Annotated in this window: 15 protein-coding genes; 9 read left to right on the top strand and 6 right to left on the bottom strand. The window is 59.2% G+C overall.

Annotation, left to right across the window (positions count from 1 at the left end; translation table 11 throughout):
* Positions 1 to 6: 6 nt before the first annotated feature.
* Positions 7 to 891, bottom strand: coding sequence for a neutral zinc metallopeptidase (locus HUS57_RS06350; protein ID WP_173932024.1), 885 nt, complete (start codon positions 889 to 891; stop codon positions 7 to 9).
* Positions 892 to 1096: 205 nt separating this feature from the next.
* Here HUS57_RS06350 and HUS57_RS06345 point away from each other — a divergent pair, with 205 nt between their 5' ends.
* Both HUS57_RS06345 and carB read left to right on the top strand, forming a co-directional pair.
* Complete coding sequence (locus HUS57_RS06345) at positions 1097 to 1915, top strand: MipA/OmpV family protein (RefSeq protein ID WP_173932324.1); 819 nt, start codon at positions 1097 to 1099, stop codon at positions 1913 to 1915.
* Between the two features lie 270 nt (positions 1916 to 2185).
* The gene (carB, locus tag HUS57_RS06340; RefSeq protein ID WP_173932023.1) at positions 2186 to 5680 is read left to right on the top strand and encodes a carbamoyl-phosphate synthase large subunit; all 3495 of its coding nucleotides are present in this window, start codon (positions 2186 to 2188) and stop codon (positions 5678 to 5680) included.
* Positions 5681 to 6122: 442 nt separating this feature from the next.
* Here carB and HUS57_RS06335 read toward each other — a convergent pair whose 3' ends face one another.
* Complete coding sequence (locus HUS57_RS06335) at positions 6123 to 6908, bottom strand: reverse transcriptase domain-containing protein (RefSeq protein WP_173932022.1); 786 nt, start codon at positions 6906 to 6908, stop codon at positions 6123 to 6125.
* Positions 6909 to 7046: 138 nt separating this feature from the next.
* Between HUS57_RS06335 and HUS57_RS06330 the strand changes: the two genes are divergently transcribed.
* Together HUS57_RS06330 and HUS57_RS06325 are read left to right on the top strand one after the other, a co-directional pair.
* Positions 7047 to 7322 carry a hypothetical protein gene (locus HUS57_RS06330; protein ID WP_173932021.1) on the top strand — a complete coding sequence of 92 codons (276 nt, stop codon included), beginning with the start codon at positions 7047 to 7049 and terminating at the stop codon, positions 7320 to 7322.
* Between the two features lie 934 nt (positions 7323 to 8256).
* Positions 8257 to 8772 (top strand): hypothetical protein, encoded by a 516-nt coding sequence (locus HUS57_RS06325; protein ID WP_173932020.1) that lies wholly within the window; start codon positions 8257 to 8259, stop codon positions 8770 to 8772.
* Positions 8773 to 8820: 48 nt separating this feature from the next.
* Here the strand turns inward: HUS57_RS06325 and HUS57_RS06320 are convergent, their stop codons facing one another.
* Positions 8821 to 9510 carry a lytic transglycosylase domain-containing protein gene (locus HUS57_RS06320; protein ID WP_173932019.1) on the bottom strand — a complete coding sequence of 230 codons (690 nt, stop codon included), beginning with the start codon at positions 9508 to 9510 and terminating at the stop codon, positions 8821 to 8823.
* Positions 9511 to 9615: 105 nt separating this feature from the next.
* Between HUS57_RS06320 and HUS57_RS06315 the strand changes: the two genes are divergently transcribed.
* Both HUS57_RS06315 and HUS57_RS06310 read left to right on the top strand, forming a co-directional pair.
* Positions 9616 to 9753: a hypothetical protein gene (locus HUS57_RS06315; RefSeq protein ID WP_173932018.1), complete on the top strand. Its 138-nt coding sequence runs from the start codon at positions 9616 to 9618 to the stop codon at positions 9751 to 9753.
* Between the two features lie 379 nt (positions 9754 to 10132).
* On the top strand, positions 10133 to 10309 hold the full coding sequence (locus HUS57_RS06310) for a hypothetical protein (protein WP_173932017.1): 177 nt from the start codon (positions 10133 to 10135) through the stop codon (positions 10307 to 10309).
* Positions 10310 to 10449: 140 nt separating this feature from the next.
* On the opposite strand, the gene HUS57_RS06305 is transcribed toward HUS57_RS06310, so the two are convergent.
* Positions 10450 to 11364: an EAL domain-containing protein gene (locus HUS57_RS06305; protein ID WP_173932016.1), complete on the bottom strand. Its 915-nt coding sequence runs from the start codon at positions 11362 to 11364 to the stop codon at positions 10450 to 10452.
* A gap of 329 nt (positions 11365 to 11693) precedes the next feature.
* On the opposite strand from HUS57_RS06305, the gene HUS57_RS06300 reads away from it, so the two are divergent.
* Together HUS57_RS06300 and HUS57_RS06295 are read left to right on the top strand one after the other, a co-directional pair.
* Complete coding sequence (locus HUS57_RS06300; protein WP_173932015.1) at positions 11694 to 12896, top strand: pyridoxal phosphate-dependent aminotransferase; 1203 nt, start codon at positions 11694 to 11696, stop codon at positions 12894 to 12896.
* A gap of 317 nt (positions 12897 to 13213) precedes the next feature.
* Positions 13214 to 15220, top strand: a complete 2007-nt coding sequence (locus tag HUS57_RS06295) for an elongation factor G (RefSeq protein ID WP_173932014.1) — start codon at positions 13214 to 13216, stop codon at positions 15218 to 15220.
* A gap of 285 nt (positions 15221 to 15505) precedes the next feature.
* Here HUS57_RS06295 and HUS57_RS06290 read toward each other — a convergent pair whose 3' ends face one another.
* Together HUS57_RS06290 and trxB are read right to left on the bottom strand one after the other, a co-directional pair.
* Entirely contained in the window at positions 15506 to 16396 is an 891-nt protein-coding gene (locus HUS57_RS06290; protein ID WP_173932013.1) for a LysR family transcriptional regulator, read from the bottom strand.
* 38 nt (positions 16397 to 16434) lie between these two features.
* Positions 16435 to 17409, bottom strand: coding sequence for a thioredoxin-disulfide reductase (gene trxB, locus HUS57_RS06285; protein ID WP_173932012.1), 975 nt, complete (start codon positions 17407 to 17409; stop codon positions 16435 to 16437).
* 260 nt (positions 17410 to 17669) lie between these two features.
* Here trxB and HUS57_RS06280 point away from each other — a divergent pair, with 260 nt between their 5' ends.
* Positions 17670 to 18140 carry an Lrp/AsnC family transcriptional regulator gene (locus tag HUS57_RS06280; RefSeq protein ID WP_173932011.1) on the top strand — a complete coding sequence of 157 codons (471 nt, stop codon included), beginning with the start codon at positions 17670 to 17672 and terminating at the stop codon, positions 18138 to 18140.
* Positions 18141 to 18284: the final 144 nt, after the last annotated feature.

Raw genomic sequence — 18284 nt, 5'->3', positions numbered from 1 at the left:
CATCGTTCAGACATCACCTTCAAAAGTGTCGCAACCGGATACCTGACCGGTTTGATAGCCACGCAGGAACCATCTTTGTCTTTGCTGCGAAGTGCCGTGATTGAAGCTTTCGGGAACGACATAACCTTGGGTGCGCTTTTGCAGCGTGTCGTCTCCGATCTGGAACGCCGCATTCAGCGCCTCGTCGATGTCGCCCTCCTCCAGCAAGCCTCGCTGATCAGTATGGTGCGCCCATACCCCGGCAAAGCAATCGGCCTGCAACTCCACCCGCACAGATACGGCATTCACCTCAGCCTGGCTCATGCCTGCCCGCATGCGATTGAAACGGGGCAGCACCCCAATGAGGTTCTGCACATGATGTCCCACCTCATGCGCAATCACATAGGCTTGCGCGAAGTCGCCTGCCGCCTGGAATCGGCGCGCAAGCTCGTTAAAAAAATCCAGATCGAGATATACCCGATTGTCGCCCGGGCAATAAAAAGGCCCGCTGGCGGCCGAAGCAAAACCGCAGGCGGACTCCACCTGGCTGTAAAAGAGGACGAGCGTCGGTTCCGAATATTCCGCGCCCTCAGCCCTGAAGAGTTGCCGCCATACGTCCTCTGTCTCTGCGAGCACCACTCGCACGAATTGCGAGGTCTCGTCATTGGCGGGGGCCTGCTGTGCGCTCTGCTCGGTTATCGGACCTTGAGCAAGCATTTCCAGCGGATCGATGCCGATGGCCCGCAAGCCTATGAACAGGACGGCAAGTATGATGATGGTCGAAATCGACATGCCGCCGCCGCGCCGCATTGGAATGCGCACAGGTATCCGCCTCATTCCGCCCGGAAAGCTGGCCCGCATGCGGCGGCGATCCTCTACATTGCTGCTTTGACGGCGGCCTCTCCAGCGCATGGCTTCTCCCTCGCGCATGCCCGGCGGCATACGTTCTTGCTAACGCAAGTTAGAGGAAGCCGGTTGCAAAGTCATGTGCCGCAGAGCTGTTGATAATAGTCGAACCACTGCGAAACTGCCGCGCAATAGCCGGAATTTAATCAATTTTTATCGACCTTCCGCATATTCGGGCCGCAAGGCGTTCGTATCGGAGTCTTCCTTGTCCATGCACTTCTCCGCCCTTTCAGCGGGCGCTCTCCTCCTTGCGGGTATCAGCACCGCTTCAGTCGCGGTCGCCCAGGAAGGATACAGCGATAATTTCCTGTCGGGCCACTGGTCGCTGACAGTAGGTGCAGCCGGCCTCGTGGCTCCACGATTCGATGGTTCGAAGGATTGGATCTTCAGGATCTCGCCCATGGTTTCGCTAAGCCGCAACGGACCGGAACCGCTTTTTTCTTCCCGCAACGACAGCCCGTCCTTCGGCTTCGTGGATACGGGTGTCTTCCGCGCCGGCCCCGCGGGCAAGCTTGTCTTCCGCCGCGACGGTGACACTGACAAGGCTCTCAGGGGCCTCGATCCCATAAGATTTGGCGTAGAGCTTGGCGGATTCGCGGAGGTTTATCCCTCCCAGAACATCCGCCTTCGCGGAGAGGTGCGCCGAGGCATCCGCTCGCATGATGGCCTTGTGGCGGATGTCGCGCTCGATGTTTTCGACGACCTTTCCTCCACCATACGCATTTCGGGCGGCCCGCGCCTGTCGTTCGCGAACGCTGACTACTTCGACGCCTATTATGGCATAAGCGCCACCGAATCCGCACGTTCTGGCCTGCCGCGATACGAGCCGGGCGGTGGCATCAAGTCCGTGGGAGCAGGTGCCGCTATTACTTGGATGACCACTGAAAAGATCACGACCAGCGTCTTCAGCGAATATGAACGTCTGGTGGGACCGGCGGCAAATTCCCCACTTGTCAAGCGCCGCGGCTCAGCCAACCAGTTCACCGTCGGCGTGTCCGCCACCTACCGGTTCGACTTTATGGTGGATTGAAAATCGGGCGCGCTGCCGCTCGAAACCCGCCCGCCGGCCCCGTGCCTCCAGTCGGTTGGCCGGCGGGCGAGACCATTGCGAACGCGCCTGCGCCAAAAGGTCCGAGCCTGCATGCTTCATATCTGTGGCTTGCCCGCATTTTCGGGGTTCCGTCGCCGGCTATCCTTGCCTATAAGGCCCGCCTAGCCTCAAAGTTATACCATCCCGCGCGAAGCTTCCGCCGCCACCGGCAGGCGGCGTGCGACCGCCGGAGCCACGGACGGATTTTTCATGCCCAAGCGCACCGACATTAAGTCGATCCTGATCATCGGGGCCGGCCCCATCGTTATCGGCCAGGCCTGCGAGTTCGATTATTCCGGCACTCAGGCCATAAAGGCGCTGAAGTCGGAGGGCTACCGCGTCATTCTGGTCAACTCCAATCCGGCCACTATCATGACCGACCCGGAACTGGCCGACGCAACCTATGTCGAGCCGATTACTCCTGAAGTTGTGGCCAAGATTATTGCAAAGGAGCGGCCGGACGCTCTGCTGCCTACCATGGGAGGCCAGACAGCTCTCAACACAGCTCTGTCGCTGCGCCGCATGGGCGTGCTCGACCGCTATAGCGTGGAAATGATCGGCGCCAATGCCGAAGCGATCGACAAGGCCGAGGATCGGGCTCTTTTCCGCGAGGCAATGGCGCGCATCGGCCTTGAGACTCCCAAATCCATGCTCGCAAACGCCACCGAGGTGAAGGAGGCGGACCGCAGGAAGCACGAGGCCGAACGGAAGGCGCTGCGCGAAAGATCTTCCGGCGCAGAGCTTGACGCCGCACTGGATGCGCTGGAGGCTGAATGGCAGCGCGGAGAAGGCGACCGGAAGCAGCGCTATGTGAACCACGCCATGGCTGTTGCCGCGCAGGCGCTGGATGAGGTTGGCCTACCTGCGATCATCCGCCCCTCCTTCACCCTGGGCGGCACCGGCGGCGGCATCGCCTATAACCGCTCCGAGTTCTTCGAGATCGTCGAGCGTGGCCTCGACGCCTCCCCCACCACGGAAGTGCTCATTGAAGAATCCGTGCTTGGCTGGAAGGAGTACGAGATGGAAGTTGTCCGCGACAAGGCGGACAACTGTATCATCGTCTGCTCCATCGAGAATGTGGACCCGATGGGCGTCCACACCGGCGATTCCATCACCGTCGCCCCCGCGCTGACGCTCACCGACAAGGAATATCAGCGCATGCGTAACGCCTCGATCGCGGTCCTGCGCGAGATCGGGGTGGAGACCGGCGGCTCCAACGTCCAGTTTGCCATCAATCCGGCCGATGGGCGCATGGTCGTTATCGAGATGAACCCGCGCGTCTCCCGTTCTTCCGCCCTCGCCTCCAAGGCAACTGGATTCCCCATTGCCAAGATCGCGGCGAAACTTGCCGTCGGCTACACGCTGGACGAACTAGAGAACGACATTACGGGCGGCGCCACGCCCGCCTCCTTCGAGCCCTCGATAGATTATGTCGTCACCAAGATCCCGCGCTTCGCCTTCGAGAAATTTCCGGGCACGGAGCCCCTCCTGACCACGGCGATGAAGTCCGTCGGCGAGGTCATGGCCATCGGCCGCACCTTCGCCGAATCCCTGCAGAAGGCGCTGCGCGGCCTTGAAACCGGCCTGACCGGCCTCGACGAGATCGAGATCCCCGGTTACGATCCGGAAGGCGACGCATCGGAGAACAAGAACGCCATCCGCGCAGCCCTCGGCACACCCACGCCTGACCGGCTGCGCATGGTGGCACAGGCGATGCGCCTCGGCATTACGGTCGATGAAGTGCACGCCATGTGCCACATCGACCCTTGGTTCCTGGAGCAGATCGCTGCCATCATCGCCATGGAAGAGCGCGTGCGCGAGCACGGCCTGCCCGGTGACACCGCCAATCTGCGCATGCTGAAGAGCATGGGCTTCTCCGATTCCCGCCTCGGCTCGCTCGCTGGACAAGACGCGGAAGATGTCCACAAGCTCCGCCGGGCGCTTGGCGTCCATCCTGTCTTCAAGCGCATCGACACTTGTGCTGCCGAATTTGCCGCGCCCACGGCCTATATGTACTCGACCTACGAGACGCCTTTTGCGGGAACGCCCGCCGATGAGGCGCAGGTGTCAGACCGCCGGAAGGTGGTGATCCTCGGCGGCGGGCCGAACCGCATCGGCCAGGGCATCGAGTTCGACTATTGCTGCTGTCATGCCGCCTTTGCGCTGCATGATGCCGGCTTCGAGTCGATCATGATCAACTGCAACCCGGAGACGGTCTCGACCGACTACGACACCTCCGACCGCCTCTATTTCGAGCCGCTGACGCCGGAGGACGTGCTTGAAATCCTGCGCGCCGAACGTGCGAAGGGAGAGCTTGTCGGCGTCATCGTGCAGTTTGGCGGCCAGACACCGCTCAAGCTGGCGGATGCGCTGGAGCGCGAAGGCATCCCGATCCTCGGCACCTCGCCCGACATGATCGACCTTGCCGAGGACCGCGACCGCTTCCAGAAGCTGCTTGTCAAGCTGGGCCTGAAGCAGCCGAAGAATGGCATTGCCTATTCAGTCGAGCAGGCTCGTCTCGTGGCATCGGAGCTTGGTTTTCCGCTTGTCGTGCGTCCCTCCTATGTTCTGGGTGGCCGCGCCATGCAGATCATCTGGGACGAGGCGCGGCTCCAGTCCTACCTCTTGGACACCGTCCCGGAGCTTGTGCCGGAGGAAATCCGGCAGAAGTATCCGGCCGACAAAACGGGGCAGATCAACACGCTTCTGTCGAAGAACCCCCTCCTCTTCGACACCTATCTTACCGAGGCAACCGAAGTCGACGTGGATTGCCTTTCCGATGGGAGCGATGTCTTCGTCTGCGGTATCATGGAGCATATCGAGGAGGCCGGCATCCATTCGGGTGACTCAGCCTGCTCGCTGCCCGTCCACTCCCTTTCCAGGGAAGTGGTAGACGAGCTTAAACGCCAGACCACGGCACTCGCCAAGGCTTTGAATGTCGGCGGCCTCATGAACGTACAATATGCGGTGAAAAACGGTGAGGTCTTCGTGCTGGAGGTCAATCCGCGCGCATCCCGCACAGTTCCCTTCGTGGCCAAGACCATTGGCCGCCCCATCGCCAAGATTGCCGCGCGCGTCATGGCGGGTGAGACGCTGGACAAGGCCGTCGCCACCTATGGCTCGCTCCCCGACACGCAGGATCTCGGCCACATTGCGGTGAAGGAGGCGGTGTTCCCGTTTGCCCGCTTCCCCGGAGTGGACATCCTCCTCGGCCCCGAAATGAAATCGACCGGCGAGGTGATGGGCCTCGACCGGGACTATGCGCTGGCCTTTGCCAAGGCCCAGCTTGGCGCGGGCGTCGACCTTCCCCGCTCCGGCACGCTCTTCGTCTCCGTGCGCGACGAGGACAAGCCGCGCGTGCTTCCTGCCGTCAAGCGTTTGGCCGATCTGGGCTTCAAGGTGCTCGCCACCGGCGGCACGGCCCGCTTCCTGCGCGAGAACGGCGTGGAGGCCGAGAAGATCAACAAGGTGCTGGAAGGCCGCCCGCACATTGAGGACGCCATCCGCAACCGCCAGGTGCAGATCGTCTTCAACACGACGGACGGGCAGAAAGCCGTCTCGGATTCAAAGTCCCTCCGCCGCGCGACCCTGATGCAGAAGGTGCCTTATTACACGACGATGGCCGGCGCCGATGCGGTGGTCGAAGCCATCGCCGCGCTGAAGGCAGGAAGCTTGGAAGTGCGGCCGCTGCAGGGGTATTTTTGAAGGCAGCTGTTTCGAGCCAAGCCACTATCAGCGGACGTTGTAGCATTTGCAGCAAGATGGAATCATCTGACGACCGCAAAATTCGGAAAAACAAGAAGAGCGTCCCTTGTCCGCCCGAATGAACGCCCGCGCTTCTAGTATATTTCGACTATCTCGTCGAAGATTGGCTCAATTTTGTCAATACCCAGAAATCCACCATATTTCTCTGCAGCAATGGATACACTCTTCGCGCCAAAAATCGTCGTGTACGCATTTTTTAGTATCTCTTTCCCTTTTCGACGCAACTCGTACTCGAAGTGTAACGCATTCCAGGTATCGCTGTAGCACTTTATGTAAGATCCAATCATCTGAGAAATAACCCTACTCATATCAGATATTCCATGGCCATTATTAAGCATATGATGGAAATTACACATGGATTCCATCTTATATAAAATAGATTCTATTTTTTTTCAGATATTCTTTGTATATATCTCCCCTCCCTCTTTGAAAAATAGACCTCCCTACCTAAAAAGCTAAAAGACTGCAGTTTAGACGCTATCTTTGTTTTCCCATTCTGCTCAATTGAGGGAATAGAATGGCCAATACTTCTAAGTTGCTCAGCTATGAATTCGCCTCGTTCGAGAGCTTCGCTCTTGGTCGACGCGAATAGAACGATGTCATCTGCATAGCGAACCATCGGGATCCCGGCTCGTTCAACAGCGAGATCAAACTCGCTCAGGGCAAGGTTAGATAGCAGCGGAGACAGCGGCATTCCCTGCCGTATCCCCCAGCCCTGGCGAATGCCTAAGCTAACCAACTTCTTGGCATCGCAATTGGCATCAGGCTTCACTTCTGTGCAAATTGCACTCCTGAGTAGTGGGATCAGGCTATGCCGTTTGAGCGCCCGTTCGACTTTCTCTACGAGCTTATCGCGATGAATTGTATCGAAGAAGCCTACGATATCGGTCTCAAAAACAAAAGGATAACAATGCCTTAGTTCAAGAGTCCGCTTTACGGCCTTGCGCAATCCCTTATCTTGAACAAAGCCGAAGGACGAGTTGTTTAAAATCGGAAAAAGGCGCCTTTGCTCAAGGTGCCTCATCATGCATCTTTGGACAAGGCGATCTTGTACCGTTGGGATGCAAATCAGACGCTCTTTGTTAGTGCCCTCTTTAGGAATCGGAAACGGACGAAGTCTGGAAAAGCCGAATTCGCCATCAGCTATCCTGCGACTAAGGAGCCGCAAATTGTGGTCTAAGTTCGCCGCAAATGCTTTGGCCGAAACCCCATCAATTCCTCGTGCCCCGGAATTCTTTGTACTGTCGCGCGAATTCTGCCAAGCCCAAGATAAACTCGTTCTCGAAAGTATTTTGGTCGGTCTTGGGTGATCATTCTTACCTTCGGCATAGGAGCACAAGGTGAGAAAACCTATGCCTTAGACAAGAGCGTGACATTGCGTCATCACGACGCCTGCCGGATCGTCTCCCCGCCCGTTTTGCCGTCTTTCCGGCAAATCGATTGGCTGGCGACCCATAACCGTAGTGAAGGCGGCTTCGGCATGAAGCTCAAGACGCACATCAACTACGGCACCGCCAACATGGTTTCGCACCTCACTCAAGGAAAGGAGAACAAATTGCGGCGACGCGCCCCCATCGCCTAGTCCGCCGGACAATAGTGTCACTCGCCCGTTGTGCCATTTTACAATCCTCGAGCATGGACACCTCCTTCGAGCAGCTATGGCGACATTGCGTCATCACGACGCCTGCCGGATCGTCTCCCCGCCCGTTTTGCCGTCTTTCCGGCAAATCGATTGGCTGGCGACCCATAACCGTACTGAAGGCGGCTTCGGCATGAAGCGTACACCATATTTGCCGCCTAACATAAGGTAATGGCGATCCGCAAGTGGGCTTTGCTGATATTCACCATAAAGTTGTTAGTCGCCAAAGCGGTCCCAGCGCTATCTCTCCCTTGGCTACGGCGTGAGCGGCCAGTTCGCCCAAAGCGAGTTCATCGTGCCAACGGCACGATGGAAGAAGCAGCGGGGACAAGTTCGAACCCTTCCGGAAATATTCAGCAGCACAAACAATCCCCTACTCACTATTCGCCATGCGCTGTTCGCTTATTTATCCCCGTCCTCTCTGCCTGCTCTAAGCTTCGCCCATCGCTCTTGCGGGAACCGGGTCCGGACCGGGGATCAGGGAGAGCGGCGGCAGCCTCCCTCCCCGGGGAACGGTACCCGGGGACATGTGAGGGCCCGCGAAAGGCCGGAGCCTTGCGCCGACCCCATCGGCCCCAAGCCGCAAATGGCGAGGGAAAGACGGGTGTGAAGCGCCGGGTGCGGAGAAGCCGCGGGGGTTCGGCTCAGGCGTTTCTGCGTGACCGCCTGGGCGCCCGAAAGGGCACGAGGAGCCTTCCTTGACCGGTCGACGTCGGGACAGCGGCCGGCGGGGCGCGTTGTGCGCGCCACCAAACCAAACAGAGAGGCACGGATGACGCGCCCCGCTTCCCGGTCTTCCAACAGCCAGACGCGATGTGCGGGCGTGGCGGCGATGAAGCACGTCGCGAACATGCACCAGAAGAGGTTCACCCAATAAATGGACGAGAACGAACAGCTGATATGCGAACTGACCGGCATCCTCAATGGGGCGCGCGAAGCCCTGCCGGAACTCCTGCGCAGCATCGCCGTCGTCCTCGAGCCGCCTTCATGGCCGCAGGCAGAGATGAACTTCATCTACCGTTTCCTGGCGGAGGAAGCCGGCCTGCCGGCGCGTTGCCCGCAGCCGCCTGCCGGCGGGCCGGCCGGCGGGCCGGCAAGTGCCGGAGCGGGCTTGCGCGGCGGAATGCGGGAGCCTGCGCGGCCCTGTGGAGCGGGGCCGAAGCCGAAAAGCTGGAAACGGCGTATCTGGGGCTTGCGGTTGGCTGGGCCTTCGAGGCGCAGCGCCGGCGCAAAATGGCCGGCATGGTTCTCGCGAGCCCGCTCCTGGCGGAGAGCGCCCCGCCGGATTCCGGCCCGCGATGACGGAGCGGGGCAAGAGATGCATGACGGCTGTCCGCTGGTCCGCGCCGCTCCCCATCTGCCGAAAAGCCGCCCCTCGACGCCCGCGCCATAGGCTGCAATGAGCAAGGCGGCAGGGGAACAGCGCGTGCTCGCCGGGAGGCTAGTTCCTCAGGCCCGTCTCCCTCAAAAGGCCTTTCCGCTTGGCATCGTAGTAATAGCCGCTGGCATAAAAGCGCACCGCCCGGTCCTCGTCGCCGTCGGCGGTGATATAGGCCCCGCGGAGATATCTGACGGCGTATTTGAGGTTGGTTTCCGCATCGAGCAGCCCGTGCGCCGGACCGCGATAGCCCATGGTCTGTGCCGTATCGTGGCGAATCTGCATGAGGCCCCAATAGATCCGGTTGCGCGCTGATGGATCGAAATTGCTTTCCCGCTTCACCACCCGCCGGACGAGCCTTTCCGGCAGTTTGTAATGGGCCGCATATTTGGCAATGAGGGCGTCAAGTTCCGGGCTGCGGGCGGTGACAGGCCGCAACTTTCCTTCCTGCTCGAAGGCGGTGAGCGCGGCGGGCCTTGCCTGGCTTGCGGCGAAAGCTTCATGCACTCCCGCCTTCACATTGGTAATTTCGGCGTGCTGCTCCTCGGCCAGTCCGACAATAGCATCACCGGTGGCGGAGGCTGCCACCGTCTGCCTGTCTTCGCCGATGGTGGAGTCAGAAAGCACCTCCGCCACCCCTCCCGTGCTCGTGCAGCCCGTCAGCGGCAAAAGGGCTATGAGCGCACAGAGCCCGAAGCTGCATGCGCCAAGGCGGCGTGTTCCGGCTGCAGGAACATTCGCAAAATCCGGCATGAAAATCCCCCAAGAATGCTTTGCCGGGGAGGCCAAGACATTTCCATGATTTACATCAAAGGATGCTTCTAGCGTGAAAATAAAGAAACCCTATGGGACTTTTTCATGTCCTATTGCCGCATCTTCGACACGCCATCCAGCTTCTGCGGCATTGGATGGTATCAATGGGGTTGCACCACCCGCTTCCTGCTGCCCATGGCGAGTGCCGATCCGTGGAAGAATGCATTCGACGACCAGGCTTAACCGGCGCGGCATACCCGGTAGAGAGGGAGTATCGGCGCCGCCCGGCGCTAACAACAAGATATGCTGGGAGGCGACCTCACCGTGGTGAATCCGGCGCGTGCTCGCTCAAGCCTATTACAACCTGTTATAGAATTTGCGCAACCTTATCCACAACTGTTGACTGGTTGTCCGGGTGCGCTTCTTGCGCATGATGCGCAATTGGACGATTCGTAACTTGCCGCTTTGTCATCGCTCGTTTTTTTTCCAGTTGTGCGTTCAATCTCATGTGCGTTTCGGCGGGCTGCGTGCGGCCTAACCCGCTTCATTCGCCGGCGAGGACAATATGCGTTATACGTGGGAAGATAATATCAAGCTGCGCCTGACAGACAGGAGGAAGCTCATGCTGGCTGTAGAAAGGCTGCTGGCCCGGGGAGTGCCGGAGGAGCTGATACCCATCCGCCTTGCCCATGCTTTTTATGTAGATATGGACGAACTTAATTCCGTCCTCGAATCCATGAGAGAAAGTTCGAAGGCCACGGAGCAACCCGCGCAGAGCGGCTACAGGGCTGTCGCTTAAGGCCGCTCCGCCGCTTTGTCTTTTACTGGCTGGATGCAGGTGCTGTGGTGCTTCCTGTCATAGAGCCAGACAGGCGCCGGGACTTGTTATGCCGTAGACGGTGACACGCGGGCAGGAAGATCGGCCAAAGCAAAAGCCAGTCAGCGGCGGCCGTCCTTTCGACCACGGCTCCCAGTGAATCGCAGGATCTTCGAGCGCGGGGCGAGCAGCGCCTTCCTGTTGAGTGGAGAGGTATCAAAGATTGCCCCGGCAAGTTTTGCCGGGCGCAGGAGATCGCCTTGCAACAGATCGACTCCAGCATCCAGCGCAACCCGCAATTGATCCACCGTCTCCAGCCCGTCTACCAGAACCTCTCTTCCCTCGGCATGGATCGCGGCCAGGAGCGAAGCAAGAAGCCCTGATGCCCCTGGGACCTCGACGATGCGGCGGAACCAGCCGCTGTCGAGCCTGATGAGGTCCGAGTCGGCTAGGCGCGCCCTTTCAAGGAATCTCGTGCCAACACCGAACTGACCTATGGCGACGCGAATGCCCCGTCGCCTGAGCGCAACGGCAAGGGGCCGCACAGATTCGATTTTCACATTCTCCGCAATCTCGCATATCAGCAGTTCACGCGGCAGTTCGATCTCCTCAAGGAGGTCTGCAAGATTGCTTGCCTGACGCGAAGTCGTCGTGGCGCGGCTAGCCGCGGCCGGGTCGAAGCTGGCAAGCAGCGCCAGTCCGGCTATGCCGATATTGCGGTAATTGCGCAATTGCAGCATGCGGGAAACTCCTTCCACAAAAGCGGCCTGACGGGGTAGCATGTCTGCGGCGAACGTCTTGCACGAGGCGGGACGGCCGTTGCGGTAGGGAACGATGTCTCCGCGCACGCCCCAAGGAACGAGTTGCCCCGATCTGTTGCGGAAGATCGGCTGGTAGACCGTTTTCAGAAGGTAGGGACCGCAGCGGGCCGCTTCGATCCCTATTTCATCGACCATAAGGGCGTCATCTATTCGCTTCCAAAGCGGCTGATCCGACATCACCCGGCAGTCCTCGCGCCGATGAAGGATGCGTTCCATAGATGCGACTTACCTCCCCCATGCAGAAACCCGGACATACGCCCTGACGCCGCTTTTCGCGGAGACATTGCTGGCGGTGCGCTGCCGTCCGGAATCCAGGCGCGTGAAGCATCGGAATAGCTTCTGACGTGAGCCATTCTTAGGCTTGGCGGCATGTGCCTCCCCGCAGGTGCCGAAAATACCCCGAACCTCGCATTCAACCCTTGATCGGGCGTTAAGAATGTTCCGAGAATTAGAGGAACTCTTGCGATCCGCCGCGCGATGGGACATTAAGGCGTGCCCTGCCGTCTCCCTGCCGGCACCATGAAATTCCTTTGGAGAAGCGACCCATGGCGTTCCTTGCCGATGCCCTCTCACGTGTTAAGCCTTCTGCTACTATAGCCGTCAGTCAAAAGGCGCGAGAGCTGAAAGCCCAAGGCCGCGACGTTATCGGCCTGGGTGCCGGCGAACCGGACTTCGATACGCCCGACAATATCAAACAGGCTGCTATCGATGCGATCAGGCGCGGCGAGACGAAGTACCCGCCGGTATCCGGCATTCAGCCCCTGCGCGAGGCGATCGCCGACAAGTTCAAGCGGGAGAACAAGCTCGATTACGACTGGAGACAGACCATTGTCGGCACAGGCGGGAAGCAGATTCTTTTCAATGCTTTCATGGCCACCCTCAATCCGGGCGACGAGGTTGTGATTCCCGCTCCCTATTGGGTCAGCTATCCGGAGATGGTGGCACTGTGCGGGGGTAACGCGGTCTTTGCCGAGACGAGGCTGGAGGATGGCTTCAAGCTGAAGCCGGAAGCGCTGGAAAAGGCGATAACGCCACGTACCAAGTGGCTGGTCATGAATTCGCCATCCAACCCCTCTGGCGCCGCTTATACGGGAGAGGAACTTAAGGGCATCGCCGAGGTGATTCTGCGGAATCCCCACGTGTGGGTGCTCACCGACGACATGTATGAGCACCTGACCTATGGCGATTTCACCTACCGGACGATAGCGGAGGTCGAGCCCCGCCTTTACGAGCGCACTCTTACCATGAACGGCGTCTCGAAGGCCTACGCAATGACGGGGTGGCGCATCGGTTATGCGGCTGGTCCCATCGAACTCATCAAGGCCATGGACATGATCCAGGGACAGCAAACCTCCGGCGCGGCGACGATCTGCCAGTGGGCGGCAGTCGAAGCTCTCACCGGACCGCAAGACTTCATCGCCAGGAACAAGGCGATCTTCCAGGGCCGCCGCGATCTGGTCGTATCCATGCTGAACCAGGCGAAGGGGATCAATTGCCCGGTGCCGGAAGGGGCGTTCTACGTCTATCCATCCTGTGCCGGAACAATCGGCAAGAAGGCGCCTTCCGGCAAGGTAATCGAGAACGACGCGGACTTTGTCTCTGAACTGCTGGAGGCAGAAGGCGTAGCTGTGGTGCACGGGTCGGCTTTCGGACTCGGGCCCAATTTCCGCATCTCCTACGCTACGTCCGAGGAGCAGCTTGAGGAGGCCTGCAAGCGCATCCAACGTTTTACCGCCGAGCTCCGGTAGAACGTAGGCTTTTCCGCGACCAGTCCTTCTTCCGCCTTGCTCTTATCGCCCTCTCGTGGGACGATAGCTCAATGCGAGTACCGGACACGTTACTCGCACGCGTGATGGCCGCCGCAGGTTTTCCCGGCATAGGAGCAGGTCCGGCGTTGTACGAGCATCATCCATTTCCGAGTATGGGCGCAGGGCGAAGGCCCCGGCTGCCTTTGGCAGCCGCTGGCGCTGCACGCTCGTCGATGCTTTGTATCATCGGCTCCTGACAAGGGGAGAGATCTAGGCCGGCCGCCGCCCAACGGGGCATGTGAAAGGAGGTCGGCACCATGGGAGATCGAGCCGGAGAAAGACTGACGGGGCCGAAATGCATCGCCATTATCGGCCCACTCGCAAGCGGAAAGACCACACTCCTGGATGCGATATTAACTCGCACCGGCGCACAGGCGGCAAATCACCCGATCGAGTCCCGGTCGAACGGCATGAGCGTAGAAGCGTGTTTCGCCTCCGTCAGCTTCATGGGCGAAAGCATGACCTTCATCGATTGCCCAGGCTCCGTCGAGTTCGCGCTGGAAGCAGAACCTGTGCTTGCGGCTGCTGACATAGCTATCGTGGTGGTGGACGCCGATGACAACAAGCTGCCGATGCTGCAGCTTTTGATGCACCGGCTGGAAGAGTTGCGCATGCCGCGCATCCTGTTCCTGAACAAGATCGACAAGAGCGCCACCAGCGTTCGCGAGATGCTCAAGGCGTTGCAGCCGGCAAGCACCAGCACTTTGCTCCTTCGTCAGATCCCGTTGCGGAGGAATGGCATTGTCGTGGGATCGATCGATCTGGCGCTGGAGCGCGCCTACGTTTACCAGGAGCACGCTCCCAGTGAAATTGCTCCCATCCCAGACGATGAAAAGGCGCGCGAACTTGAAGCTCGTTTTTCGATGCTGGAAACCCTGGCCGACCATGACGACCAGCTCATGGAACAGCTTCTTGAGGAGATCGAACCGCCGCGCGACGCCGTATTCGATGATCTTGCCGCAGACTTACGCGAAGGCGCTGTCACACCGGTTCTGATCGGCTCGGCGGAAAAGGGACATGGCGTGCTGCGCCTGCTGAAGAGCATCCGTCACGATGCACATGATGTTACCCGCACGCGACAGCGCCTTGGTCTTGGCGCAACCGACGGCGCGGTACTGCAAGTGATGAAAACCATTCATACGGGCCATGGCGGCAAGCTTTCGGTGGCAAGGGTTCTTGCCGGCAGCATCCCCGACGGGACTGAGCTTCCCGGCGCCGGGCGCGTATCGGGCATTTACAGGCTCCTTGGCCGGGAGCAGACGAAAATCCCATCCGCTGCCGAAGGTGAGACGGTAGCGCTGGGAAAACTGGATGTGGCAAATACCGGCGACACGCTTTACTCGGGTAAGTCCGCCCAAGGACCGCTCGCGCCTCTGGCGATCCCGCAACCGGTTTTTGCCATGGCTATCAGTCCGCGAGACCGGAAGGACGAAGTGAAACTGTCGGCCGCCCTTCAAAAGCTCATGCAGGAAGACCCGTCGCTCACTCTTGAGCAGAACCCCGAAACGAGCGAGACTGTTCTTAGCGGTCAGGGCGAGATGCATCTGCGCACAGCGCGCGAGCATCTTGAAGAAAGATACCAGATCGCAGTTGAAACGCGTGCACCATCGATTCCCTATCGCGAGACTATAAGAAGCAGCGTCATCCAGCGCGGCCGCCACAAGAAGCAATCGGGCGGACATGGCCAGTTCGGCGATGTGGTGCTGGTGATCAGGCCCCTGCCCCGAGGCGCTGGCTTTGAGTTCACCGAAACCATTACCGGCGGCGTGGTGCCGCGCCAGTACATCCCTTCCGTGGAGGCAGGAGTTCGAGAGGCGCTCAAGTCGGGACCGCTCGGTTTCCCCGTGGTCGACCTGGCAGTCAACCTTTCGGACGGCTCCTATCACACGGTCGATTCCTCCGACATGGCCTTCCAGCTTGCAGCGCGACTTGCGATGAAGGAGGGACTTGCCGCCGCAGGCCCCATACTGTTGGAGCCGGTGCTGAAGGTGGAGGTCGATACGCCAAGCGAGGCAACGGCGCGTGTAACCGCCATCCTTTCGCAGAGGCGCGGACAGATCCTTGGCTTTGACACAAGGGTCGACTGGCCCGGGTGGGATGTGGTGGAAGCGATGGTGCCTACCGCCGAAATGGGCAATCTCATCATCGAGTTGCGTTCGGCGACGGCAGGCGCTGCGCGCTATCGTTCAACCTTCTCCCACATGTCTGAGCTAACCGGGAGGTTGGCGGAAGACGCGCTGAATGGCAAAGGCAAGGCGGCGTAAAGTACCGGGTTGGCGGGAACGTTCCGCAGCCACTCAGTGCAAAAGCACAAAAAAAGAGCCGGATCACGAAGATCCGGCTAATCATTGGAGTGCCAATTAAGGCGAAACCTCCAGAGGGGAACACTCACCGGGGACTAATGGGAGGAGAACGCCCCCGGGAGTAACCTGCATATGGGCATTCGCCGCCTAAATGGCAAGCTCACACCAATGCATTTCAGCCATGCAATTTAGCATGGCTGATAACATTTCAGCTTTATCCCTTTATTGAACGAGCACATGGCAGGTTCAGTACGACCAGTTCCGCGACTTTGAAATCAGGAAATCGCGGAACACCTGCAACTTTGCCTGGTTCTTCATCGTGTCCGGGTAGCAGAAATACGTGTCGAACGAGGGCACAGCGGTCTCGGGCAAGAGTTGCACAAGGTCGCTATCGTCGCCCACAAAATAATCTGGAAGCATGGCGATTCCCGCGCCCCGCTGCACGGCAAGCTTGATCGCCAGAATATTGTTAATCTGCAAGGCGGCAGGCCGCCTGGAGCCTTCAGGACGCCCGGCCATCTCAAGCCAGTTCATGTCGCTCAGATGCGCAGGCACGGTTTCACCGAAGGTCACAATCCGGTGTCGATCAAGGTCGGCAATCGTGGTTGGCTTGCCATGCCGGCTCACATATTGAGGCGAGGCGTATAGATGGAAATGCACGGTGAACAGCTTGCGTTGTATGAGGTCGGGCTGCTGAGGCTGGCGCATCCGAATCGCACAGTCAGCCTCTCTCATCGTCAGATCCAGTTCCTCATTATCGAGAATGAGTTCAAGCTGAATGTCCGGGTATAAATCTCCGAACTCCGGCACCCGTTCAGTAAGCCACCCGGTGCCGAGGCCGACGGTCGTGGAGACGCGAAGAATGCCTGACGGACGGTCCTTCGTCTCGGAAAGCCGCACCTTAACGCTTTCAAGCTTCATCACCACTTCATGAGTGGTGCGATAAAGCATTTCGCCTTGTTCGGTAAGCACCAGCCCACGGGCGTGGCGGTGGAAAAGTGGCACGCCCAGTTCCTGCTCCAGCGCGCTTACCTGCCGGGATATCGCCGATTGTGAAAGATGCAGGGTCTCGGCCGCATGGGTGAAAGACCCTGCCGCTGCAGCGGCATGGAATACACGTAGCTTATCCCAGTCCAACGCCCTTATCCCCTCTTGTTCTGGCGAAACCTTCGCCTTTATTCGGCTGCCTCGCGATGCAGCGCCGTCTCCTCCAAAAATTTTTCCGCTTCGAGCGCAGCCATGCAGCCTAGCGCCGCTGCAGTCACCGCCTGGCGATAGACATCATCCGTGACGTCACCTGCGGCAAATACCCCCGGAACATCCGTGCGCGTGGAATCCGGCGCGGTCCACAGATACCCGTTCGGCTTCTGCTTCAGCTTGCCCTGGAAAAGTTCAACTGCCGGGGCATGCCCGATAGCCACGAACACGCCGTCTACCGGAATTTCGCTCTTCTTACCCGTTATGACGTTCTGCACGCGTATACCAGTGACCGAAGGCGGCATGGGCGGCTTTGCAGGTTCGCCGAGGATCTCGTCCACAACCGAGTCCCACAGAACTTCCACATTATCCTTTTTCAGAATGCGCTCCTGGAGAATTCGCTCCGCGCGGAACTCATCGCGCCGATGGATGACCATCACCTTGCGGGCAAGGTTGGAAAGATAAAGCGCTTCCTCAACTGCCGTATTGCCGCCGCCGATCACTACCACATCCTTGCCGCGGTAGAAGAAGCCATCGCAAGTAGCGCAGGCGGAGACACCAAATCCCATGAAAGACCGTTCCGAAGGCAGGCCAAGCCATTTGGCCTTCGCGCCGGTGGCTATGATCAGCGCATCGCAGGTATAGACCACACCTGAATCGCCGATCAGACGGAATGGTCGCGACTCGATATCAGCCTCAACGATCAGGTCGCCGACGATTTCAGCACCCACATTTTCCGCCTGCAAACGCATCTGCTCCATGAGCCATGGCCCCTGAATCGGCTCGGCGAAACCGGGGTAATTTTCCACCTCCGTCGTGATCATCAACTGCCCGCCCTGTTCAAGGCCCGCTATCAGCAGGGGTTTCAGCATCGCTCGCGCCGCGTAGATGGCCGCCGTGTATCCGGCCGGTCCCGATCCAATGATAAGAACTGGCGCGTGGCGGCTGGTCATTTTCGAGATCCTTTTTTTACGAACACAGAGGGCTACGGATGCGCTTGATGTAAGTATTCCATAGGTCTGAGCGCAAGGCGAAGGCGTACTTTCCAACAGTTAGCGCCTCCTGTGGGTCAATGTGCGGCCACGAGGGCAAGCTGTGGCTGTCTTTTGCGCTTCGCCTTCCGTAACGCACTTGGCTATGCAGGATGCATAGCTTAGGTTTTGTGGCGCATGTGCGACACAATCGTGTGCCGGAGCGGGCAAAGGGGAGCGCAATGCCGTTGAGGGCTGATCTCGACGCCATCGACTGGAAGATCCTGCGGGAACTTCAGAACAATGGCCGAATCACGAATGTCGAGCTTTCCAGCCGTGTCGGCATTTCCGCGCCGCCGTGTCTTCGGCGGGTGAAAAGGCTGGAGGAGAGCGGCGTCATCAAAGGCTACCGCGCCTTGCTCAACAAGCCCATGCTGGGTCTTGACGTGGTAGCCTTCTGCCTCGTCGGGCTACAGCATCAATCGGAAGCGGAGCTTAGGGCATTCGCCGAACGTGCGCGAAACTGGCCCATTGTGCGTCGCGCTTGGATGGTCTCCGGGGAATCCGATTTCCTCCTTCACTGTGTCGCAACAGATCTCACCACCTTCCAAACCTTTGTCATAGAAGAACTGACATCAACCCCCAATGTGGATACCGTGCGCACCGCCTTGACCATCCGGCAGGTGAAGGATGAAGGCCTGGCGGCAATCTAAGAAAGTAGAGAACGTTCATACTTAACAGCGAACCGCCGCTTTTTGGCAGGCGTTCAGCCGCAATGTCAGCCTGACTATACACCAATCTTCACAGTTTCAGGACAATACCGAGAACTGTCATCTAACCGTTATCCATCCACGCTA

It is taken from the genome of Chelativorans sp. Marseille-P2723 (genome assembly GCF_902809845.1).
Taxonomy (GTDB): Bacteria; Pseudomonadota; Alphaproteobacteria; order Rhizobiales; family Rhizobiaceae; genus Chelativorans.
Note: the sequence above shows the minus strand (reverse complement) of the source record. Positions and strands in the feature narration are given on the sequence as shown.

Excerpts from the sequence above, each read along its gene's own strand:
- HUS57_RS06350 (WP_173932024.1), bottom strand. The coding sequence starts at position 891 with ATGCGCTGGAGAGGCCGCCGTCAAAGCAGCAATGTAGAGGATCGCCGC.
- HUS57_RS06345 (WP_173932324.1), top strand. The coding sequence starts at position 1,097 with ATGCACTTCTCCGCCCTTTCAGCGGGCGCTCTCCTCCTTGCGGGTATC.
- carB (WP_173932023.1), top strand. The coding sequence starts at position 2,186 with ATGCCCAAGCGCACCGACATTAAGTCGATCCTGATCATCGGGGCCGGC.
- HUS57_RS06325 (WP_173932020.1), top strand. The coding sequence starts at position 8,257 with ATGGACGAGAACGAACAGCTGATATGCGAACTGACCGGCATCCTCAAT.
- HUS57_RS06320 (WP_173932019.1), bottom strand. The coding sequence starts at position 9,510 with ATGCCGGATTTTGCGAATGTTCCTGCAGCCGGAACACGCCGCCTTGGC.
- HUS57_RS06315 (WP_173932018.1), top strand. The coding sequence starts at position 9,616 with ATGTCCTATTGCCGCATCTTCGACACGCCATCCAGCTTCTGCGGCATT.
- HUS57_RS06310 (WP_173932017.1), top strand. The coding sequence starts at position 10,133 with ATGCTGGCTGTAGAAAGGCTGCTGGCCCGGGGAGTGCCGGAGGAGCTG.
- HUS57_RS06305 (WP_173932016.1), bottom strand. The coding sequence starts at position 11,364 with ATGGAACGCATCCTTCATCGGCGCGAGGACTGCCGGGTGATGTCGGAT.
- HUS57_RS06300 (WP_173932015.1), top strand. The coding sequence starts at position 11,694 with ATGGCGTTCCTTGCCGATGCCCTCTCACGTGTTAAGCCTTCTGCTACT.
- HUS57_RS06295 (WP_173932014.1), top strand. The coding sequence starts at position 13,214 with ATGGGAGATCGAGCCGGAGAAAGACTGACGGGGCCGAAATGCATCGCC.
- trxB (WP_173932012.1), bottom strand. The coding sequence starts at position 17,409 with ATGACCAGCCGCCACGCGCCAGTTCTTATCATTGGATCGGGACCGGCC.
- HUS57_RS06280 (WP_173932011.1), top strand. The coding sequence starts at position 17,670 with ATGCCGTTGAGGGCTGATCTCGACGCCATCGACTGGAAGATCCTGCGG.